General features: G+C 64.2%; 20 protein-coding genes and 1 riboswitch. Of the genes, 3 read left to right on the forward strand and 17 right to left on the reverse strand.

Annotated elements, in window-relative coordinates:
• Positions 1–4: 4 nt before the first annotated feature.
• From LQD11_RS09625 to LQD11_RS09635, 3 genes are all read right to left on the reverse strand, one after another.
• A complete protein-coding gene (locus LQD11_RS09625; protein WP_238617354.1) occupies positions 5–1,330 on the reverse strand; it encodes a TolC family outer membrane protein in 1,326 nt (441 codons plus the stop codon).
• A gap of 103 nt (positions 1,331–1,433) precedes the next feature.
• The gene (locus LQD11_RS09630) at positions 1,434–1,757 is read right to left on the reverse strand and encodes a rhodanese-like domain-containing protein (protein WP_238617355.1); all 324 of its coding nucleotides are present in this window, start codon (positions 1,755–1,757) and stop codon (positions 1,434–1,436) included.
• 76 nt (positions 1,758–1,833) lie between these two features.
• Positions 1,834–2,490 carry a protein-L-isoaspartate O-methyltransferase family protein gene (locus tag LQD11_RS09635; protein WP_238617356.1) on the reverse strand — a complete coding sequence of 219 codons (657 nt, stop codon included), beginning with the start codon at positions 2,488–2,490 and terminating at the stop codon, positions 1,834–1,836.
• A gap of 268 nt (positions 2,491–2,758) precedes the next feature.
• Here LQD11_RS09635 and pap point away from each other — a divergent pair, with 268 nt between their 5' ends.
• Together pap and thiC are read left to right on the forward strand one after the other, a co-directional pair.
• Positions 2,759–4,264, forward strand: a complete 1,506-nt coding sequence (gene pap, locus LQD11_RS09640) for a polyphosphate:AMP phosphotransferase (protein WP_238617357.1) — start codon at positions 2,759–2,761, stop codon at positions 4,262–4,264.
• A gap of 57 nt (positions 4,265–4,321) precedes the next feature.
• A riboswitch (TPP riboswitch) is annotated at positions 4,322–4,421 on the forward strand.
• 44 nt (positions 4,422–4,465) lie between these two features.
• Positions 4,466–6,355 carry a phosphomethylpyrimidine synthase ThiC gene (thiC, locus tag LQD11_RS09645; RefSeq protein WP_238617358.1) on the forward strand — a complete coding sequence of 630 codons (1,890 nt, stop codon included), beginning with the start codon at positions 4,466–4,468 and terminating at the stop codon, positions 6,353–6,355.
• A 15-nt stretch (positions 6,356–6,370) separates the two neighbouring features.
• Here thiC and LQD11_RS09650 read toward each other — a convergent pair whose 3' ends face one another.
• Positions 6,371–6,580 (reverse strand): hypothetical protein, encoded by a 210-nt coding sequence (locus tag LQD11_RS09650; protein ID WP_238617359.1) that lies wholly within the window; start codon positions 6,578–6,580, stop codon positions 6,371–6,373.
• Positions 6,581–6,852: 272 nt separating this feature from the next.
• Between LQD11_RS09650 and LQD11_RS09655 the strand changes: the two genes are divergently transcribed.
• Positions 6,853–7,983: a GGDEF domain-containing protein gene (locus tag LQD11_RS09655; RefSeq protein ID WP_238617360.1), complete on the forward strand. Its 1,131-nt coding sequence runs from the start codon at positions 6,853–6,855 to the stop codon at positions 7,981–7,983.
• 13 nt (positions 7,984–7,996) lie between these two features.
• Here the strand turns inward: LQD11_RS09655 and LQD11_RS09660 are convergent, their stop codons facing one another.
• The 13 genes from LQD11_RS09660 to LQD11_RS09720 form a co-directional block, all read right to left on the reverse strand.
• A complete protein-coding gene (locus LQD11_RS09660; RefSeq protein WP_238617361.1) occupies positions 7,997–8,266 on the reverse strand; it encodes an HPr family phosphocarrier protein in 270 nt (89 codons plus the stop codon).
• On the reverse strand, positions 8,267–8,662 hold the full coding sequence (locus LQD11_RS09665; RefSeq protein WP_008930932.1) for a PTS sugar transporter subunit IIA: 396 nt from the start codon (positions 8,660–8,662) through the stop codon (positions 8,267–8,269). It lies immediately after the preceding gene.
• 20 nt (positions 8,663–8,682) lie between these two features.
• Positions 8,683–9,543: an RNase adapter RapZ gene (rapZ, locus tag LQD11_RS09670; protein WP_238617362.1), complete on the reverse strand. Its 861-nt coding sequence runs from the start codon at positions 9,541–9,543 to the stop codon at positions 8,683–8,685.
• Positions 9,540–10,487 carry an HPr(Ser) kinase/phosphatase gene (gene hprK, locus LQD11_RS09675; protein WP_238617363.1) on the reverse strand — a complete coding sequence of 316 codons (948 nt, stop codon included), beginning with the start codon at positions 10,485–10,487 and terminating at the stop codon, positions 9,540–9,542. Before hprK ends, rapZ begins: the two co-directional genes overlap by 4 nt.
• On the reverse strand, positions 10,484–10,957 hold the full coding sequence (locus LQD11_RS09680; protein WP_238617364.1) for a PTS sugar transporter subunit IIA: 474 nt from the start codon (positions 10,955–10,957) through the stop codon (positions 10,484–10,486). Before LQD11_RS09680 ends, hprK begins: the two co-directional genes overlap by 4 nt.
• 7 nt (positions 10,958–10,964) lie before the next feature.
• On the reverse strand, positions 10,965–11,288 hold the full coding sequence (gene hpf, locus LQD11_RS09685) for a ribosome hibernation-promoting factor, HPF/YfiA family (RefSeq protein WP_238617365.1): 324 nt from the start codon (positions 11,286–11,288) through the stop codon (positions 10,965–10,967).
• A gap of 54 nt (positions 11,289–11,342) precedes the next feature.
• Complete coding sequence (locus LQD11_RS09690) at positions 11,343–12,860, reverse strand: RNA polymerase factor sigma-54 (RefSeq protein ID WP_238617366.1); 1,518 nt, start codon at positions 12,858–12,860, stop codon at positions 11,343–11,345.
• Between the two features lie 166 nt (positions 12,861–13,026).
• Positions 13,027–13,752, reverse strand: coding sequence for an LPS export ABC transporter ATP-binding protein (lptB, locus tag LQD11_RS09695; RefSeq protein WP_238617367.1), 726 nt, complete (start codon positions 13,750–13,752; stop codon positions 13,027–13,029).
• Complete coding sequence (gene lptA, locus LQD11_RS09700) at positions 13,749–14,243, reverse strand: lipopolysaccharide transport periplasmic protein LptA (RefSeq protein WP_238617368.1); 495 nt, start codon at positions 14,241–14,243, stop codon at positions 13,749–13,751. The genes lptB and lptA overlap by 4 nt, the downstream gene beginning before the upstream one ends.
• A gap of 196 nt (positions 14,244–14,439) precedes the next feature.
• Positions 14,440–15,003 (reverse strand): LPS export ABC transporter periplasmic protein LptC, encoded by a 564-nt coding sequence (lptC, locus tag LQD11_RS09705; RefSeq protein WP_238617369.1) that lies wholly within the window; start codon positions 15,001–15,003, stop codon positions 14,440–14,442.
• Complete coding sequence (locus LQD11_RS09710) at positions 15,000–15,527, reverse strand: KdsC family phosphatase (RefSeq protein ID WP_008930941.1); 528 nt, start codon at positions 15,525–15,527, stop codon at positions 15,000–15,002. The genes lptC and LQD11_RS09710 overlap by 4 nt, the downstream gene beginning before the upstream one ends.
• Before the next feature lie 33 nt (positions 15,528–15,560).
• Entirely contained in the window at positions 15,561–16,538 is a 978-nt protein-coding gene (locus tag LQD11_RS09715) for a KpsF/GutQ family sugar-phosphate isomerase (RefSeq protein WP_238617370.1), read from the reverse strand.
• 62 nt (positions 16,539–16,600) lie between these two features.
• Entirely contained in the window at positions 16,601–17,593 is a 993-nt protein-coding gene (locus tag LQD11_RS09720) for a calcium/sodium antiporter (protein ID WP_238617371.1), read from the reverse strand.
• Between the last annotated feature and the right edge of the window lie 18 nt (positions 17,594–17,611).

Below are 17,611 nucleotides of genomic sequence, written 5' to 3' on the forward strand. Positions count from 1 at the left end.
CAGGTCAGTCCAGCCAGGTGTTGATGGCGAGCAGGTCATCCTCGCTGAGGGTGCCCGCGGCCTGCTTCAGGCGCAGGGTATCCAGCAAATAGGCGTAACGGGCCTCGGCGTAGTCACGCTCGGCCCGGAACACCTGGCGCAGTTCCAGCAGCACGTCCACGGCGGTGCGGGTGCCCACCTCGAATCCGGCTTCGGCGGCCTCGAAGGAGGCGCGGGTGGACTCCAGGGCTTGTTCCAGGGCGTTGACCCGCGAGATGCCGGCATTCACCGACAGGAAGGCGCTACGGGTCTGACGCACGGTCTGGCGCTCGGTCAGTTCCAGTTCCTCCCGGGCGGCGTCAAAGCTTTCCCGGGCCTCCCGGGTGAGGGAGGTGGTGCGGCCGCCGGTGTAGACGGGGACGCGCAGCTGGATGCCCACCTGAGTGTCGCGGCTGTCGAGGAAGTTGTTGGCTATCGGTCCGCCGGGGGCATTGTGAAAATCCCGGTCGGTATAGCTGGCCGAGAGGCCCAAGGTGGGATAATGACCGGCCCGCTGGCGCTTGATTTCCTCGGCGGCCGCCTCGGTGCCGAAGCGGCGGGCGATCAGGGCCAGGTTGGCTTCCAGGGCGGTCTGTACCCATTGATCCATGTTGCCCGGCTCCGGCGAGACCAGGGGCATGCGTTCCGACAGCAGGGCCAGTGCCTCATGGAACTGGCCGGTGATCACCATCAGTTCCTCGCCGGCCAGATCCAGGCGGTTGAGGGCGGCGATTTCCTCGGCCACGGCCAGGTCGAACTGGGCCTGGGCCTCCTTGACGTCGGTGATGGCGATCAAGCCCACCTCGAAGCGGCGCTCCGCCTGTTCCAGCTGGCGTCCGATGGCCTCTTTTTCCGCGCGGGCGAAGGAGAGGTTGTCCTGGGCCGCCAGCACGCCGAAATAGGCTTCCGCCACTCGCAGGATCAGGCCCTGTCGGGTGGCGTCACGCACCGCCGTGGCCTGGGCGATACCCAGGTCCGCCTGGCGCAGGGCCACATAGTTGCGGTGATCGTAGAGGGTCTGGTTGAGGGACAGCTCGAAGCTGCTGGTGCGGTAATCAAAGGAGTCGCCCCCTCGTTCGGTGTCCGTGTAGGCATATCCCAGGGAGCCTTCGATCTGGGGCAGCAGGACCGATCTTGCCTGGGGTCGCTGTTCCAGGGCCGCCCGGAACTGGGCCTCGGCGGCGCGCAGCTGTGCGTCACGTTCCAGGGCCGTACGATAGATCTCCATGAGATCGGTGGCCTGGACGGGTGCGGTTGCCAGGGTGAATCCGACGAGGGCGGCAGCCAGCAGGGTTTTGGGAAAACGGATCATCGGTGTCTCCGGCCCGGGCGGGCAAGAAGGAAATATTCCATCAGTGAATCCTGATTATCCTACCGGGAACCGGGAAAAAATGCATAGGGGATCTGTCGGGACATCAGTAGCAGGGCAGGCTGGGGTCCACCTGCCGTGACCAGGCATCGATTCCGCCGGTGAGGTTGATGATGCGGGTGAAACCCTGTCGCTCCAGCAGCATGCCCGCCTGTCGGCTGCGGATGCCGTGATGACAGATCATCACCAGTTCCGTGTCCGGCGGGATGTCTTCGACCAGGGTCCCGAGCCGGCCGAGGGGAACATGCCGTGAGCCCGGGATGTGGGCAATGTCGTATTCCCAGGATTCGCGCACGTCGATCAGCAGCGGGGCAGGGTCCCCGGCCTGATCCAGGTACGCCTTGAGTTGCGGGGCTGAGAGGTGTTGCATGTCTGGCCCGTCGAGAAAGGGACATTACATGGGTCGATCGGGCGATGCCGTGCCCGCCCGATCGACCTGGTCCTGGTCAGAAGATGAATTGCGGTCTGGGCTCGAAGCCCGTCAGGGGCTTGAGGCTGGTCTCGAACAGGGTGTGGCGGGTGAATTCGTTCTCGCCCTGGCGCGTCACCAGCATGGCCTCCATCACCGGCGCTTCCCCCACCACGACGAAGAGTCGGCCGCCCGGACTGAGCTGGCGTTCGAAGCAGTCCCGGTACCGGGCCATGGAGGCAGTGACGGCGATGACATCGTAATGCCCCCGTTGCCCGGTCCAGCCCTCGGCGGCATTGCCGGTCTCCAGGTGGACATGGGTGATGCCGGCCTTGTCCAGATGTTTTTTGGCGGCGCGGGTGAAGGTCTTATGGATATCGATGCTGTCCACCTGGCCACCCAGGCGGGCCAGGCAGGCGGTCAGGTAGCCGGAGCCGGTGCCGATCTCCAGGATGACATCCCGCGGCTGGATATCCAGGGCCTGCAGAAGGCGCCCTTCCACGGTGGGACGCATCATGGACTCACCCTGTCCCAGGGGGATTTCCAGGTCCGCGTAGGCCAGTTTTGCGTGGGCCCGGGGCACGAACAGCTCCCGGGGGACGTTCTCCATCACATCCAGTACCTTGGGGTCCAGCACGTCCCAGGGACGGACCTGCTGTTCAACCATATTGAAGCGAGCTTGATCCAGGTTCATGGTGGTTATCTGCCGTCTTGTGATTGTTATGGGAGTCCCAGAGTGGTCCGGTCTCGTGCTTTATCTGACTCGTTGAGTATCCGCAAAGCTGGCGGCGAGCTGCCGTTGGATCGGCAGACTGAAAGATTAAGCCTTCACTAATGTTCCGGCAAGTCCTTGATGCTCTTGTGCAATGCGCAATGATACCGGCCACGGCCGGTCCAATGCAGCATCGGGTTTGTGGCATGCTGCAGGGTCATGATCCGTGGCGATACCCCAGGAGGACATCATGTTTGAAGCTGCCGAACTCGGTCGCAGTCTGTCCAAGGAGGCCTATGGCGCCGCGGTGCCCGAGCTGCGCGCGGAACTGCTGGAGGCCCAGCGTCGGCTCAGGGATACCGATACCGCCGTGATCGTGATTGTGGAAGGGGTGGATGGGGTAGGCCGGGGGGAAGTGGTCAACCGACTCAATGCCTGGCTGGACACCCGCGGGGTGGAGACCCACGCCTTCTGGGAGGCCACCAGTGATCAACAGGCGCGGCCCCGGCTGTGGCGCTACTGGCAGGCGATGCCGGCGCGGGGGAGCATCGGCATCTTCTTCGGTGCCTGGTATTCGGAACCCATTCGTCGGCATATCCGGGATGAATGGGACGAGGCACGGTTGCATGAATCCCTGAGCCGCATCCGCGATTTCGAGAACATGCTGGTGGCCGATGGGGCACTGATCGTCAAGTTCTGGTTCCATCTGACCCGGGATGAGCAGAAAATCCGCCTGAAACAGCGTCTCAAGGACCCTGCCAGCCGCTGGTATCGTCTGCCCAAGGGCAAGGAGCAGGCAACCCAGTATCGTCGCCTGGTGGAGACCGGTGAGCGGGTGATCCGGGAAACGGACAGCGGTCTGGCCCCCTGGTATCTCATCGAGGCCACGGATCGGCGCTATCGGGATCTGACGGTGGGACGCACCCTGCTCGATGCCATCCGCGAGCGGCTGGAACTGGCGGCCGCGCCGAGCCCGCCCGTCACCGCCTCCCATGCCCCCAGCCTGCCGCCGGAAGACAGTGCCCGCATCACCGTGCTGGACCATCTCGATCTGACCCAGACGCTGGATAAATCGGTCTACAAGGAGCGATTGTCCCGTGCCCAGGCCCGCTTGCGGGATCTGGCCTGGCGGGCCAAGGATCAGGGCGTGGCCACGGTACTGGTGTTCGAGGGCTGGGACGCCGCTGGCAAGGGCGGGGCGATTCGGCGGCTGACCGCCGGCATCGACGCCCGGCTGTACCGGGTGGTGGCGGTGGCCGCCCCCACGGACGAGGAAAGGGCCCATCACTATCTCTGGCGTTTCTGGCGGCATGTGCCGCCCCGTGGGCGCATGATGGTGTTCGACCGTTCCTGGTACGGGCGGGTACTGGTGGAACGGGTGGAGGGGTTTGCCGCCGAGGATTGCTGGCGTCGTGCCTATCATGAAATCAATGACTTCGAGGAGCAGTTGACCGAGCACGGCATCGTGTTGGTGAAGTTCTGGCTGCATGTCAGCGAGGAGGAGCAGCTGGCCCGTTTCAAGGAACGGGAGGAAGTGGCCTACAAGCAGCACAAGATCACCGATGAAGACTGGCGCAATCGCCAGCAGTGGGAGGCCTACAAGGCGGCGGTGAACGAAATGGTGATCCGCACCAGTACGGAGTTCGCGCCCTGGACCCTGGTGGCCGCCAATGACAAGCGTTTCGGGCGGGTGACGGTACTGGAAACCGTGTGCCGACGGCTGGAGGCCGTGTTGCGGCAGCCGTCGTCCGAGTAGCTGCCGGTGGGCTGCTTTTCGGTTGCAAACCTTGGCTGCCTGCTATAGCTTGGACGGCCACGAGGCTAGGGGTGCCCGCCGATGGGGCTTGGGCTGAGAAACACCCTTGGAACCTGAACCGGATCATACCGGCGGAGGGAAGCTTCGGATGGGCGTCCGCGCCTTCCGTCTTCCCCGCCTTCACGCGAGGTAGACAGCAGCATGAGTGCCATCCCCCAGGACTTCGTCCGCAAGACCGCCCAGGTCTCCGAAGCGATCACCCGGCCATTTCCGGGTTCCCGCAAGATCCATGTGACCGGCTCCCGCCCCGATATCCGGGTGCCCATGCGGGAGATCACCCTGGCCCCCACCCGGATGGGGACGGGTTCCGAGGACAATCCCGCCATCACCGTCTATGACACGTCCGGTCCCTACAGTGATCCGGAGGTGAAGATCGATCTGCTGCAGGGTCTGCCCAGCGTGCGCGGGGCCTGGATCGAGGAGCGGGGGGATACCGAGGCGTTGTCCGGCCCCAGTTCCCGTTACGGCCAGGCCCGTGCCGAGGACCCCGAGCTGGCCCATTTGCGCTTTGCGCATATCCGCGCCCCCCGGCGTGCCCGGCCCGGCCGCAACATTACCCAGATGCACTACGCCCGCCGGGGCATCATCACCCCGGAGATGGAGTTCGTGGCCATTCGGGAAAACTGCCGCCTGCAGGAGATGCGCGAGGATCCCCGTTACGCCGCCCTGCTGCGCCAGCATCCCGGTCAGCCCCTGGGGGCGAACATCCCGGATCTCATCACACCGGAGTTCGTCCGTGACGAAGTGGCCGCCGGCCGGGCGGTGATTCCCGCCAACATCAACCATCCGGAGCTGGAGCCCATGATCATCGGGCGCAATTTCCGGGTGAAGATCAACACCAACATCGGCAATTCCTCCCTGACCTCCAGCATCGAGGAAGAGGTGGAGAAGCTGGTGTGGTCCTGCCGCTGGGGCGGCGATACCCTGATGGATCTGTCCACCGGCAAGCACATCCACGAGACCCGCGAATGGGTGCTGCGCAACAGCCCGGTGCCCATCGGCACCGTACCCATCTACCAGGCCCTGGAGAAGGTGGACGGCAAGGCGGAGGCACTGACCTGGGAACTGTTCCGGGATACCCTGATCGAGCAGGCGGAGCAGGGGGTGGACTACTTCACCATCCACGCCGGGGTGCTGCTGCGCTATGTGCCCCTGACCGCCGACCGCCTCACCGGCATCGTCTCCCGGGGCGGTTCCATCATGGCCAAGTGGTGTCTGGCCCATCACCAGGAAAACTTCCTCTACACCCATTTCCGCGAGATCTGCGAGATCATGCAGGCCTATGACGTGGCCTTCTCCCTGGGTGACGGTCTGCGTCCCGGCAGTCTGGCGGATGCCAACGACGCCGCCCAGTTCGCCGAACTGGAGACCCTGGGCGAGCTGACCAAGGTGGCCTGGGAGCACGACGTACAGGTGATGATCGAAGGCCCCGGCCATGTGCCCCTGCACAAGGTGAAGGAGAACGTGGACAAGGAACTGGTGGACTGTTTCGAGGCCCCCTTCTATACCCTGGGGCCGTTGGTGACGGACATCGCGCCCGCCTATGACCACATCACCTCCGGCATCGGGGCGGCCAACATCGGTTGGTACGGCACCGCCATGCTCTGCTACGTGACCCCCAAGGAGCATCTGGGGCTGCCCAACAAGGCGGATGTGCGCGACGGCATCATCACCTATCGTATCGCCGCCCACGCGGCGGACCTGGCCAAGGGCTTCCCCGGTGCCCAGGTGCGCGACAATGCCCTGTCCAAGGCCCGGTTCGAGTTCCGTTGGGAGGATCAGTTCAACCTGTCCCTGGACCCGGAGCGGGCGCGGGATTTCCACGACGAGACCCTGCCCAAGGAGGCCCACAAGGTGGCCCATTTCTGTTCCATGTGCGGCCCCCACTTCTGTTCCATGAAGATCACCCAGGATGTGCGTGAATACGCCGCCCGGCAGGGGGTGTCGGCGGAAGAAGGACTGGACCAGGGAATGCGGGAGAAGGCCCGGGAGTTCGTCAAGAGCGGTGCCCGGGTCTATCGGGAGGTCTGAGTTTCCGGTGTCCGTCTAGCGCGGGGGCGGCTGGTATCGATAGGCCCTGGCCTTGCGCCAGGGCGACGACGGCCTGATGCCGGCCGCCCTCAGCATCTCTTCAAGGTCTGCTCCCAACCTGCCCAGTTCCTGGCGATAGGCAATGAGCCCGTCCAGCAGATCCGCGGCCAGCGAGGTCTGGGTCTGCAGGGTCGGGTCGTCATGGTCAGCCCGGTCGATCTGCATCTGTGAAGTGCTCCCGGTGGTGGGTGTGGGATCGCCACGGAAAACCATCCTGGATGAATCACTTGCCGCCGGTATCCAGTCGCCTGGCGGGTATGTCTTTCTTGTGTGTAGTCCAATGGTCGCCACCTTGCCAGTCTCCGGGACCGGGGAAACGGCAGGCGGTATGTTCGGACTGATCAAAATCAGGTTGTTCCCTCGGTGCATGCAGGTCATGATCCGTAAAGGATGGATGGGATAGGCTGGAGTCAGGCTCGACAGGGGAACGGCAACGCATGGCGGAACAGACAAAACTGGAGCAGGAGAACCTTTGGCTGAAGGAGCGCCTTGCCACGCTCATCGAGGCGGCCCGTGACAACGAGCGCAAGCTGGACCGGATGACCGATCTGGAAATGCGCCTGCTGGCCACCGATGATCTGGTGGGTATCCTGTCCCTGTTGCTGGAGGACTTTCCCCGTGATTACGCGCTGGATCACGTGGGTCTGGTGCTCCACGATCCGGATGGCCTCATCAGTGGAATACTGGAAGCGGCTCCCTGCTCCCGCGAACAATGGTCCTTGAGACTGTTGTCCTCCGCCGATCCATTGCAAACCCTGGCGGGTCTTTATCTGGGGGATTATGCCGCCTGTCCCGAGTCCTTGCGCTTCGCCGACCGTGGTGAGCTGTGCAGCGTGGCACTGGTGCCGGTGGAGCGTGCGGGACGCCGTCTGGGGGCGCTGTCCCTGGGCAGTCGCTGCAGCGGTCGCTATGGCGAGGGAATGGATACCTATCTGCTCAGACGTCTGGCGGCGGTGATCGCCATCTGCATCGAGAATGCCTTGGCCGCCTGGCGGCTACGGGAACTGGGGGTTACCGATGCCCTGACCGGGGTGCGCAATCGCCGTTTCTTCGACCTGCGCCTGCAGGAGGAAATGATCCGGGTGGTGCGGGAGCGACAGAGCCTGGCCTGTCTGTTCGTGGATATCGACCATTTCAAGGCTGTCAATGACCGCTATGGTCACGGCGTCGGGGATCAGGTCATCTCGTCGGTGGCGCAGCGGTTGGGGCGGCATCTGCGTGGTTCCGATCTGCTGGCGCGCTACGGCGGCGAGGAGTTCGTGATGCTTCTGCCGGGGCTGGATCGCCAGGAGGTGCGCGCGGTCGCGGAACGGGTCAGGCAGGTGGTCTCCGGCGGGGCTGTGCAGGTGGATGATCACCGCTTGTCGGTGACGGTCTCCATCGGTGTCGCGCACTGGACACCGCAGCGTCTGGCCGGCCAGGATCCGTCCGTCGCGGCACAGGCCCTGTTGCGGGAAGCGGATGAGGCCTTGTTGCGGGCCAAGAGCGACGGCCGCAACCGGGTGGTGATGGCGGGCATGCCGCCCGCGGATGCGGTGTCACTGGAGTTGCTGCCCCTGGGGCTTTAGGTTCCCTCTCCGACTACTCCGGCTCACCGAACTTGTCATTGATCAGGCCTTCCAGGGCCTTCAGGGCAGCTTCGGCGTCGTCGCCTTCCGCAACCAGGCGAACGGTGCTGCCCTTGCCGGCCGCCAGCATCATGATGCCCATGATGCTCTTGCCGTTGACGCGCCTGTGTCCCTTTTCCACTTCCAGGCTGGCATCGAAACTGCTGGCCAGGTTGACGAATTTGGCCGCGGCGCGGGCATGCATGCCCAGACGGTTGATGATGGTGAGTTCTCGGCTGGGCATTTAACTGTGGGTCTCGCAGAGCAGGATACCGTCATGGCCTCCGCTGATGGCCTTGTTGACCAATTCATGCAGGCGCAGATTCGGGTAGTTGAGCACCCGGACCAGCATGGGCAGGTTGATGCCGGCGATGACCTGTACCTTGGGTTGTTGCAGCAGTCGGTTGGCGATGTTGCTGGGGGTGGAGCCGTACATGTCGGTCAGGACCAGCACGCCGTCCCCCTGATTCAGACGTTGGTAAAGGTCAATTGCGCGGTCCAGCAAGATGTCCGGATCACCGGACTGGGATACCGCCAGGCAGCGAGTCTCCAGGGGGATGGAGCCCATCATGGATCGGGCTGTGCTCAGCAGGTCCTCGCCAATGTGATTGTGAGTGATGATGAGAAGTCCGACGGACATGGATGCATACCGATACTGGTTCAGGAAAGTTCGCGGTGACGGGTGCTTACACCGTCGCCTCTGAGCTCACGAAAATGGCGGGAGAGTCGTTCGGTCAGATAGACCGAGCGATGACGCCCCCCGGTACAGCCGATGGAAACGGTCAGATAACTGCGATTGTCGCTTTCAAACCGGGGTATCCAGGTGGTGAGGAAGTCACGCAACGAGTTGAACATCGCTTCCACCATGGATTCGTTCTCCAGAAAACGGATCACCGCCGGATCCTTGCCGGTCAAGGCGGCTAAACCCGGTTGCCAGTGGGGATTAGGCAGACAGCGTACATCGAACACGAAATCCGAGTCTACCGGTGAACCGTACTTGAAGCCGAAGGACTGGATCAGCAGCGACAGCCCTCGCAGGCTGGCCTGACGGACCCGCTCCCGAATGGACTGGCTGAGCTGGTGGACATTGGTGCGGGTGGTGTCGATGGCCAGATCGGCATGGTCGGCAATGACGCCCAGCAGGTCCCGTTCCAGGTTGATGGCCTCCATCAGGGGGATGCCCCGACGGGCCAGAGGGTGACGGCGGCGGGTTTCGCTGAAACGGCGCAGCAGGGTTTCCAATTCCGCGTAGAGGAAAATGATCTGCAGTTCGACACCCATGGCACGGATCTCGTTGACGATGCGACCGAACTGATCGAGTGATTCGATGCCGCTGCGGGCATCGATGCCCACGGCTGCCTCGCTGTAACCGGCCTGGGGGGCTTGTCGAAGCTGGCCGACCACCGCCGGCAGCAGTTCCAGATGAAGATTGTCGATGCAGTAGTAGCCGGCATCCTCCAGGGCATGCAGGGCCACGGTCTTGCCCGACCCGGAGAGTCCGCTGACGATGACGAGTTTCATGAGTCGCTCTGCATCTGACGCCGCTGGCGGGCGGCCAGGTCATCGGCGGCAACATAGCCGCGTAGACGCAGCAGGTGGTTGCGCACCGCCGCCTCTACCATGACCGCCAGGTTGCGACCGGAGGCCACGGGCAGGGTGATGACGGGGACCTGAAGCCCCAGTACCACCCGGTTGCAGCGTCCCCCATGAAGGCGGTCGATGTCGGCGGACGTCACGTCGACCTGGTCTTTCAGGTCGATGATCAGGCGCAGATACTTGCTGCTCTTGATGGCGCTGTCACCGTACATGGCACGAATGTTCAGGACACCCAGTCCTCTGACCTCCAGGAAGTTTTCCAGCACCGGCGGGCAGGTGCCCCGCAGGATGTCCGGGGCAATGCGGGCAAATTCGGGTGCATCGTCAGCAATCAGACGGTGTCCGCGACTGATGAGTTCCAGGGCCAGCTCGCTCTTGCCGATGGCGCTTTCCCCCGTCAGCAGCACCCCGATGCCCAGCACTTCCATGAAGACACCGTGCAGGGTGATGGTCTCCGCCAGCTTGTCGCTGAAGAAATAGCGCAGGATATTGATGATTTCGTGGCTGTGCAGGGTGGTGGAGAGCAGGGGGACGGACTGCCTGTCCGCCAAGGCGCACAGTTCCGGCTGAACCGCCAGACCGTCGGTGACGATCAGGAGGGCCGCCGTGCCGTTCACCAGCTGTTCCAGGATGTCCCGCTGGGAGTTCTTGCGCAGGTTCCACAGATAGCGCATCTCGTCCGGACCCAGCACCTGGATCTGGTTGGGATGGATGATGTTCAGGTGTCCGACCAGTGAGGTACTGCCGTGAGGCGTGGCCTGGTGAGCGATCCGGCGTTCCCTGCCCTGATGACCGGCCACCCAGCGCAGGGCCAGGCGTTCTCCCATGGCCTCGACGACGTGATGGACGGTAAGGGGGGGCGTGGTCACGGTGAGTCTGGGCTTTCGGTATCCCAGTGGTGTACCAGGTCCAGCAGATCTTCCGGTCCTTTGGCGCTACGCAGTCGGGCCAGGGTCTCCGGATCGGAGAACATGCGCGCGAGCAATGCGAGGATCTGCAGGTGTTCGTCGGTACATTCGGTCGGCACCACCAGGGCAAACAGGATGTCCACCGGTTCGCTGTCCGGGGCGTCGTAGTCCACGCCCTTGCCCAGCTTGAGCAGGGCGGCACAGGCCTCGTCGGCTCCGGCCAGCCGGCCGTGGGGGATGGCGACGCCATGCCCCAGGCCGGTGCTGCCCAGGCGTTCCCGGGCCAGCAGGCTGTCGAAGATCTCTCCCTGGGTCAGCCTGGGCAGGTGGCTCGAAAGCATTTCACCCAGCATCTCCAGAGCGCGTTTCTTGCTGCTGACGTCCGGCAGACAGCAGACGCGCTCCGGAGCGAGAAGATCACCGATGTTCATGGATATCTCACCCGACGTGGTTGCGGTGGGAGCCTTCGGCGCGGTGATGGTCCTTGAGCTTCTCCTTGTGCTTGACCACCTGACGGTCCAGCTTGTCGACCAGGGCATCAATGGCTGCATACATGTCGGCATGGGTGGCGTCGGCAAAAATGGTGTTGCCGCTGACCAGCATGTTGGCTTCCGCCTTCTGCTGCAGTTTCTCCACGGTCAGGACCACGTGCACGTCGATGACGTTGTCGAAATGGCGCTCCAGGCGCTGGAACTTGTCATTGACATAGTCGCGCAGGGCGTCGGTCAGGTCCACGTGGTGACCGGTGAGGTTGATCTGCATGAGATGACTCCTTGGTTTGGAATGTGAAAGTGAAGCTGAGGCCTGGTTATGGATTCAGACGAGGCGCTTGCGTTCGTTGGATGGCGGGATCGCCATGGCCTCGCGATACTTGGCAACGGTGCGCCTCGCTACCTGGATGCCCCGATCCACCAGGATCTGGGCAATCTTGCTGTCACTCAGGGGCTTGCCCTGGGGTTCTTCGGCAATCAGTTTGCGAATCATGGCACGGATGGCCGTGGCGGAGCACTCACCGCCGTCGGACGTCCCCACATGGCTGGAGAAGAAATACTTGAATTCGTAAATCCCTCTTGGGGTGTGCATGTACTTCTGGGTGGTGACGCGGGAGATGGTGGATTCGTGCATCTCCAGTTGCTCGGCGATATCCCGCAGCACCAGGGGTTTCATGGCCTCGTCGCCGTGTTCCAGAAAGGCGCGTTGATGTTCCACGATGGCGGTGCCTACACGCAGCAGGGTCTCGTTGCGGCTTTGCAGGCTTTTGATGAACCAGCGGGCCTCCTGCAGGCTGTTGCGCAGATAGACATTGTCCTGGCTGGAATCGGCCCGACGCACAAAGCTGGCATAAAGTGGGTTGACCCGCAACCGGGGCGCGACTTCCGGATTCAGTTCCACCTGCCAGCATCCCTCGCGCTTGCGCACGAAGACGTCGGGAATGATGTATTCCGGTGCGCTGGAGCTGATCAGGGTGCCCGGGCGTGGGTTCAGGCTCTGGATCAGGGTGATCACCACCTGCAATTCGCCGTCGGCCAGACCCAGTCGGCGCTGGACACCCTTGAAGTCGCGGGTGCCCAGGGCTTCCAGGTGATCACGCACCAGGGTCCTGGCCTCGGCCAGCCAGGGCGTCTCCGGCGCGAACTGCTCCAGTTGCAGCAGCAGGCACTCGGCAAGATCCCGTGCACCCACGCCCACGGGATCCAGGTGCTGGACCATGCGCAGCACGGCTTCCACCTCGTCCAGCTCCAGTTCCATCTCCTGGTCCTGGGCCAGGCCGGCGTGGATCTGCTCGATGGGTTCGGCCAGATAGCCGTCATCGTTGATGGCATCGATGATGGTCATGGCGATGACCTGGTCCCGCTCGCTCAGGGGCGACAGGTGAATCTGCCAGAGAAGGTGGTCACGCAGGTCTTCGCCGGGTGCACTCTGGTTCTCGAACAGGTCGCGACCGTCGTTGTCCATCTGGCCGCCGCCGGCGGTCGGCATGTCGTAGAGGTCTTCCCAGTTGCTGTCCACGGGCAGCTCCTCGGGAATGGTTTCCGAGGGTTCGCTGGTGTTGTCCCGTTCGGCGGGCTCGTCGAATTCTCGGCTCCCCGCATCCTTGTCGGCGTTGTCGGCGCCGGAGGTCATGCCTTCATGTTGGGTGTTTTCATCCATGCCGGTATCCAGGTCGGCATCCGCGCCTTCCAGGGCTTCCAGCATCGGGTTGGTCTCCAGCGTTTCCTGGATCTGGGCCTGAAGCTCCAATGTGGACAGCTGCAGCAGCCGGATGGCCTGCTGCAGCTGCGGTGTCATGGTAAGGCTCTGGCCGAGACGGAGCTGGACAGAAGGTTTCAGCATAGGATGTGGCGTGCCACCGGAATCGTCAGGCAGGAGTTGAAGGGTCCGGGCAGTATCGACGGTGCCTTGCCGCCACGTGCCGGGTCTGTCATCCGGATTATACGTCCTGGCACGAAAAATGTGACCCAGTGTGGGGAAACCATGCGTTGGCTCAAAAACTTTACTTTCATAGTCGGAAATTATCGCCCAGGTAGACTCGCCTGACCTGGGGGTCTGCCAGCACCACTTCCGGCGGCCCCTCGCTGATCAGGTGTCCGTCGCTCAGGATATAGGCGCGATTGCAGATGCCCAGGGTTTCACGGACGTTGTGATCGGTGATCAGTACCCCGATATTCCGGGAGACCAGATGGGTGATGATGCGCTGAATTTCGATCACGGAGATGGGGTCTACCCCGGCAAAGGGCTCATCAAGCAGGATGAAGGCCGGTTCGGTGGCCAGGGCGCGGGCGATTTCCACCCGCCGCCGCTCACCCCCCGAGAGGCTGATGCCCAGGCTCTCGCGGATATGCATGATCTGAAACTCTTCCAGCAGGGATTCCATGTGCTCATGGCGCTGGCCGCGGCTGAGGTCGCGGCGTGTTTCCAGCACGGCAAGCAGGTTGTCTTCCACCGACAACTTGCGAAAGACCGAGGCCTCCTGGGGCAGATAGCCGATGCCCAACTGGGCGCGGGCATGCATGGGCAGGGGGGTGATGTCCCTGCCGTCCAGTTCGATGCGCCCACCGTCGCAGGGGATGAGGCCGACGATCATGTAAAAACAGGTGGTCTTGCCGGCGCCGTTGGGACCCAGCAGGCCCACGACCTCACCGCTGTTCACCTGCAGTGATACACCGTCCACCGGCTTGCGGGCGCGGTACTGCTTGACCAGGTCGTGGGTCTGCAGACGACTCATGGCGTCCCCTCGACAGGGGCGGGGGGCTGTTCCCTGGGCGTGAAGATGGCCTCGACGCGGCCGGTGTCCCCGGTGCGGGCCTCCAGCGTGGCCGTGCGCAGGTCATAGGTGATGCGGCTGCCCCGGAACTCGTCCGTGCCCTGTCGCACGCGGGCATTGCCGCTCAGTTCCATGCGTTGCTCGTTGGGGAGGAACTCCATCCGCGCGGCTTCGGCCCGGACTTCCCGCCCCTGCGGGTCCTGAGTGCGCAGGGTGGCCGGTTGACCTTCTGCGGTCATGCGTTCCAGCACCCGGCCCGGGGTATGGACGGTGACCGTATCGCCGCTGATTTCCGTGGCGCCCTGGGTGATGCGTACGCTGCCCCGGTAGGTGCTGATGCCCCGGTTGTCGTCCAGGGTGGCCGAGTCCGCCTCGATGCGGATGGGCAATGTCCGGTCCACCTGCGCCTGGAGTGGTCCGGCCGGCAGCAGGATGGCCAGGGCAGGGATCATGAACCACGTTCCAAGCCGCCGCCAGGGTGAGCATTGAATCGCTCCCTCGCCGTCTCTCCCGCGCAGGCGGGAGCCCATGCTTTTCACTCCGTGACTGGATTCCCGCTGGCGCGGGAATGACGACCCGGGGGAGGCCGGCCGCATTCCGTTGGACCTGGATTCCCGCTGGTGCGGAAATGACTGACTGGGAACAGCCCTAATGGGGAACATAGACACCCCGTGCTTCACGTTTGAGTTCCAGAACTTCATGCCGCAGGTCCAGGAACAGCCCCAGACCCTCGGCCTCCTGATAGGTTGTCTGCAGACGTGCCGGGGCGTCGGTGACGGCCTGACGGGGACCCGGCCAGAGGGTGGTGTCCCGGGTGGTGATGGTGATCGGGCCCCGCTCGCCCTCGGCAGCGCGGTGGATGTGCACCTCGCCCAGCAATTTGACTTCATCGCCGGCGGGAGAGATCCAGCCCTGTTCGGCGCGCAGGGTCCAGGTGGCACCGGGGCTGTACCGCAAGATCAGTACCGGGGTCTCAAGCCAGCGGGACCCGTCTGCCTGGCGCTGCTCCATGCGCTGGCCGCGGAGCTGGTAACGGGGTTCACCCAGGGAGTCCATATGGATGGCCGCATACTGTTCCAGAAAGAAATCGGTCCCTTCGGTCGCCGCTTCTTCCAGTACCCGGCGGCGTTCATCGGCGTCCCGGGCCAGCCAGAAGCCGACGGCCGCGACCAGAGTCAGCAGCAGGATCAGGAACAGTGAGGGCAGTTTCATCTCAGATAGGCTGCCATGGCGGCCTGCAGGGTGCCCTGGGCCTCCATGATGAATTCACAGACCTCCCGGGCGGCACCGCGCCCTCCTGGTTGTCGGGTGACGTAGTGGGCATGTTCCCTTACCAGGGCATGGGCGTCAGCCACCGCAACGGCCAGGGCGACCCGGCGCATGACCGGGAGATCCACCACGTCATCACCCACGTAGGCGGTTTCATCGGCGCCGACACCGGCATCCGCGAGCAGGCCGCCGAGTGCTTCGAGTTTGTCGCGTCGGCCCTGGACCACGAGCCGGATGCCCAGATCCCGCATCCGGTGTTCCACCACGCCCGAGCGGCGGCCGGTCAGGATGCCCACCTGGACACCGCTGTCCGCGAGCATGCGCATGCCCTGACCATCCTTGCTGTTGAAGGCCTTGTACTGGCGTCCGTCATCGTCCAGGAACAGGCTGCCGTCGGTGAGTACGCCATCCACATCAAAGATGACGAAGCGCACCCGTCGTGCGCGTTCAGTGAGCGTTTCGTTCATGGGGCAACGATACCACGCGTCGGGCAGGAACGGTCAGACCACGCCGGCGCGCAGCAGGTCGTGCATGTTGAGGGCGCCCACCAGGCGTTGACCCTCGTCGAGCACCGGCAGGGCGCTGATCTTGTGATCCTCCATGATCTTCAGGGCCTCGGCGGCCAGCATGGTGGGGGCGGCGGTCTTGAACTGACGGGTCATCACTTCACCGATGGTGGTGGCATGCACGTCCACGCCCCGGTCGAGTGTGCGGCGCAGGTCGCCGTCGGTGAAGACACCGATGAGTCGTCGCTGTTCATCCACTACCGCCGTCATGCCCAGGCCCTGGCGGCTGATTTCCAGCAGGGCATCACCCAGGGGCGCATCGGCCCGCACCACGGGGATGCGTTCGCCGGTATGCATGATGTCCGCCACGTGCAGGAGCAGCCGGCGGCCCAGGCGCCCGCCCGGGTGGGAGCGGGCGAAGTCGTCGGCGGTGAAGCCGCGGGCTTCCAGCAGGGCCACGGCCAGGGCATCGCCCATGGCCAGGGCGGCCGTGGTGCTGGCCGTGGGGGCCAGGCCCAGGGGGCAGGCCTCCCGGGCCACGCTCACGTCCAGGTTCACGGTGGCCTCCCGCGCCAGGGTCGAGCGGGGATTGCCGGTGAGGGCGATCATCGGCACGCCCAGGCGACGGATCAGGGGCAGGATGGTGAGCAGTTCATCGGTCTCGCCGGAGTTGGACAGGGCGATGACCGTGTCACCCGGCGTGATCATGCCCAGGTCTCCATGGCTGGCTTCACCCGGGTGGACGAAGAAGGAGGGGGTGCCGGTGCTGGCCAGGGTGGCGGCGATCTTGTTGCCGACATGGCCGGACTTGCCCATGCCCGTGACCACCACTCGACCGGTGCAGGCGAGCAGGTGTTCGCAGGCGCGGATGAACCGGGCGTCGATGCGGGCCATCAGGCCGCGGATGCCCTCGGCCTCCGTGTCCAGTACCGCCAGGGCAAGTTCGCGGGTCTTTTCCGGATTGAGTTTCATGATGCCGTCATGCTACCAATGCTTCAGGTGGGTTGAGCAAGATTATTTTCTGTCTTCATCGCTTACGCCGCTCCCCCGGCCGGACTCAGGCTCAGATACACCCAGGTCATGTAGCCGATGAAGAGCGCCAGCAGCACTCCGCCCTCCATCCGGTTGATGCGCCTTGGACGCCCCCGGAAACTGAAGGCCATGACGATGATCAGCAGGGTCAGGCCCACCATGACCGGAAAATCCCGCCACAGGGCATCGGCCGGTACGCCGGCGGGGCGGAGCAGACCCGGGATGGCCAGCACGCCCAGCAGATTGAACAGGTTGGAGCCCAGGATGTTGCCCAGCACCAGATCGGGTTCGTTGCGGCGGGCACTCATCAGGGCCGCCGCCAGTTCCGGCAGGCTGGTGCCGATGGCGACGATGGTCAGCCCGATCACCAGGTCGCTCACGCCCAGGGCGGTGGCGATGTTCACCGCTCCCCAGACCAGGGCCCGGGCGCTGATCAGCAGCAGCACCAGGCCGATCAGCAGCCAGAGAACGGCCCTGCCGGTGGAGACCGCCCGCGGAATCTCCGCCTCGAACTCGCCCTGGATCGGGTCGGGGCCGTTGTTGCGTCCCTTGAGGCCGTCCCGCACCATCCAGGCCATGACCAGGATCAGGCCGCCCAGCAGGATCAGGCCGTCCATCCTGCCCAGGGTGCCGTTGAGTACCAGCAGGTAGGCCAGCACGCTGACCCCAAGGACCAAGGGCATTTCCTTGCGCAGGGTGGCGGAGGTGATGGCCAGAGGGGCGAGCAGGGCCGTCATGCCCAGGATCAGGCCGATATTGGCGATGTTGGAACCCACCGCGTTGCCGATGGCCAGCCCGGAGTTGCCCTGCCAGGCGGCAATGCCGGAAACCAGCAGCTCCGGCGCCGAGGTGCCGAAGCCGACGATGGTCAGGCCGATGATCATGGTGGGGATGCCCAGGTTGCGCGCCAGGGCGGCGGCACCGAAGATGAACCGGTCGGCACTCCAGACCAGAATGACCAGACCCAGCAGGACGGCGGTGATGGAAGTGAGCATACAGGTGTTTGCGATAGG

The sequence above is a fragment of the Ectothiorhodospira shaposhnikovii genome (genome assembly GCF_022227765.1).
GTDB lineage: Bacteria > Pseudomonadota > Gammaproteobacteria > Ectothiorhodospirales > Ectothiorhodospiraceae > Ectothiorhodospira.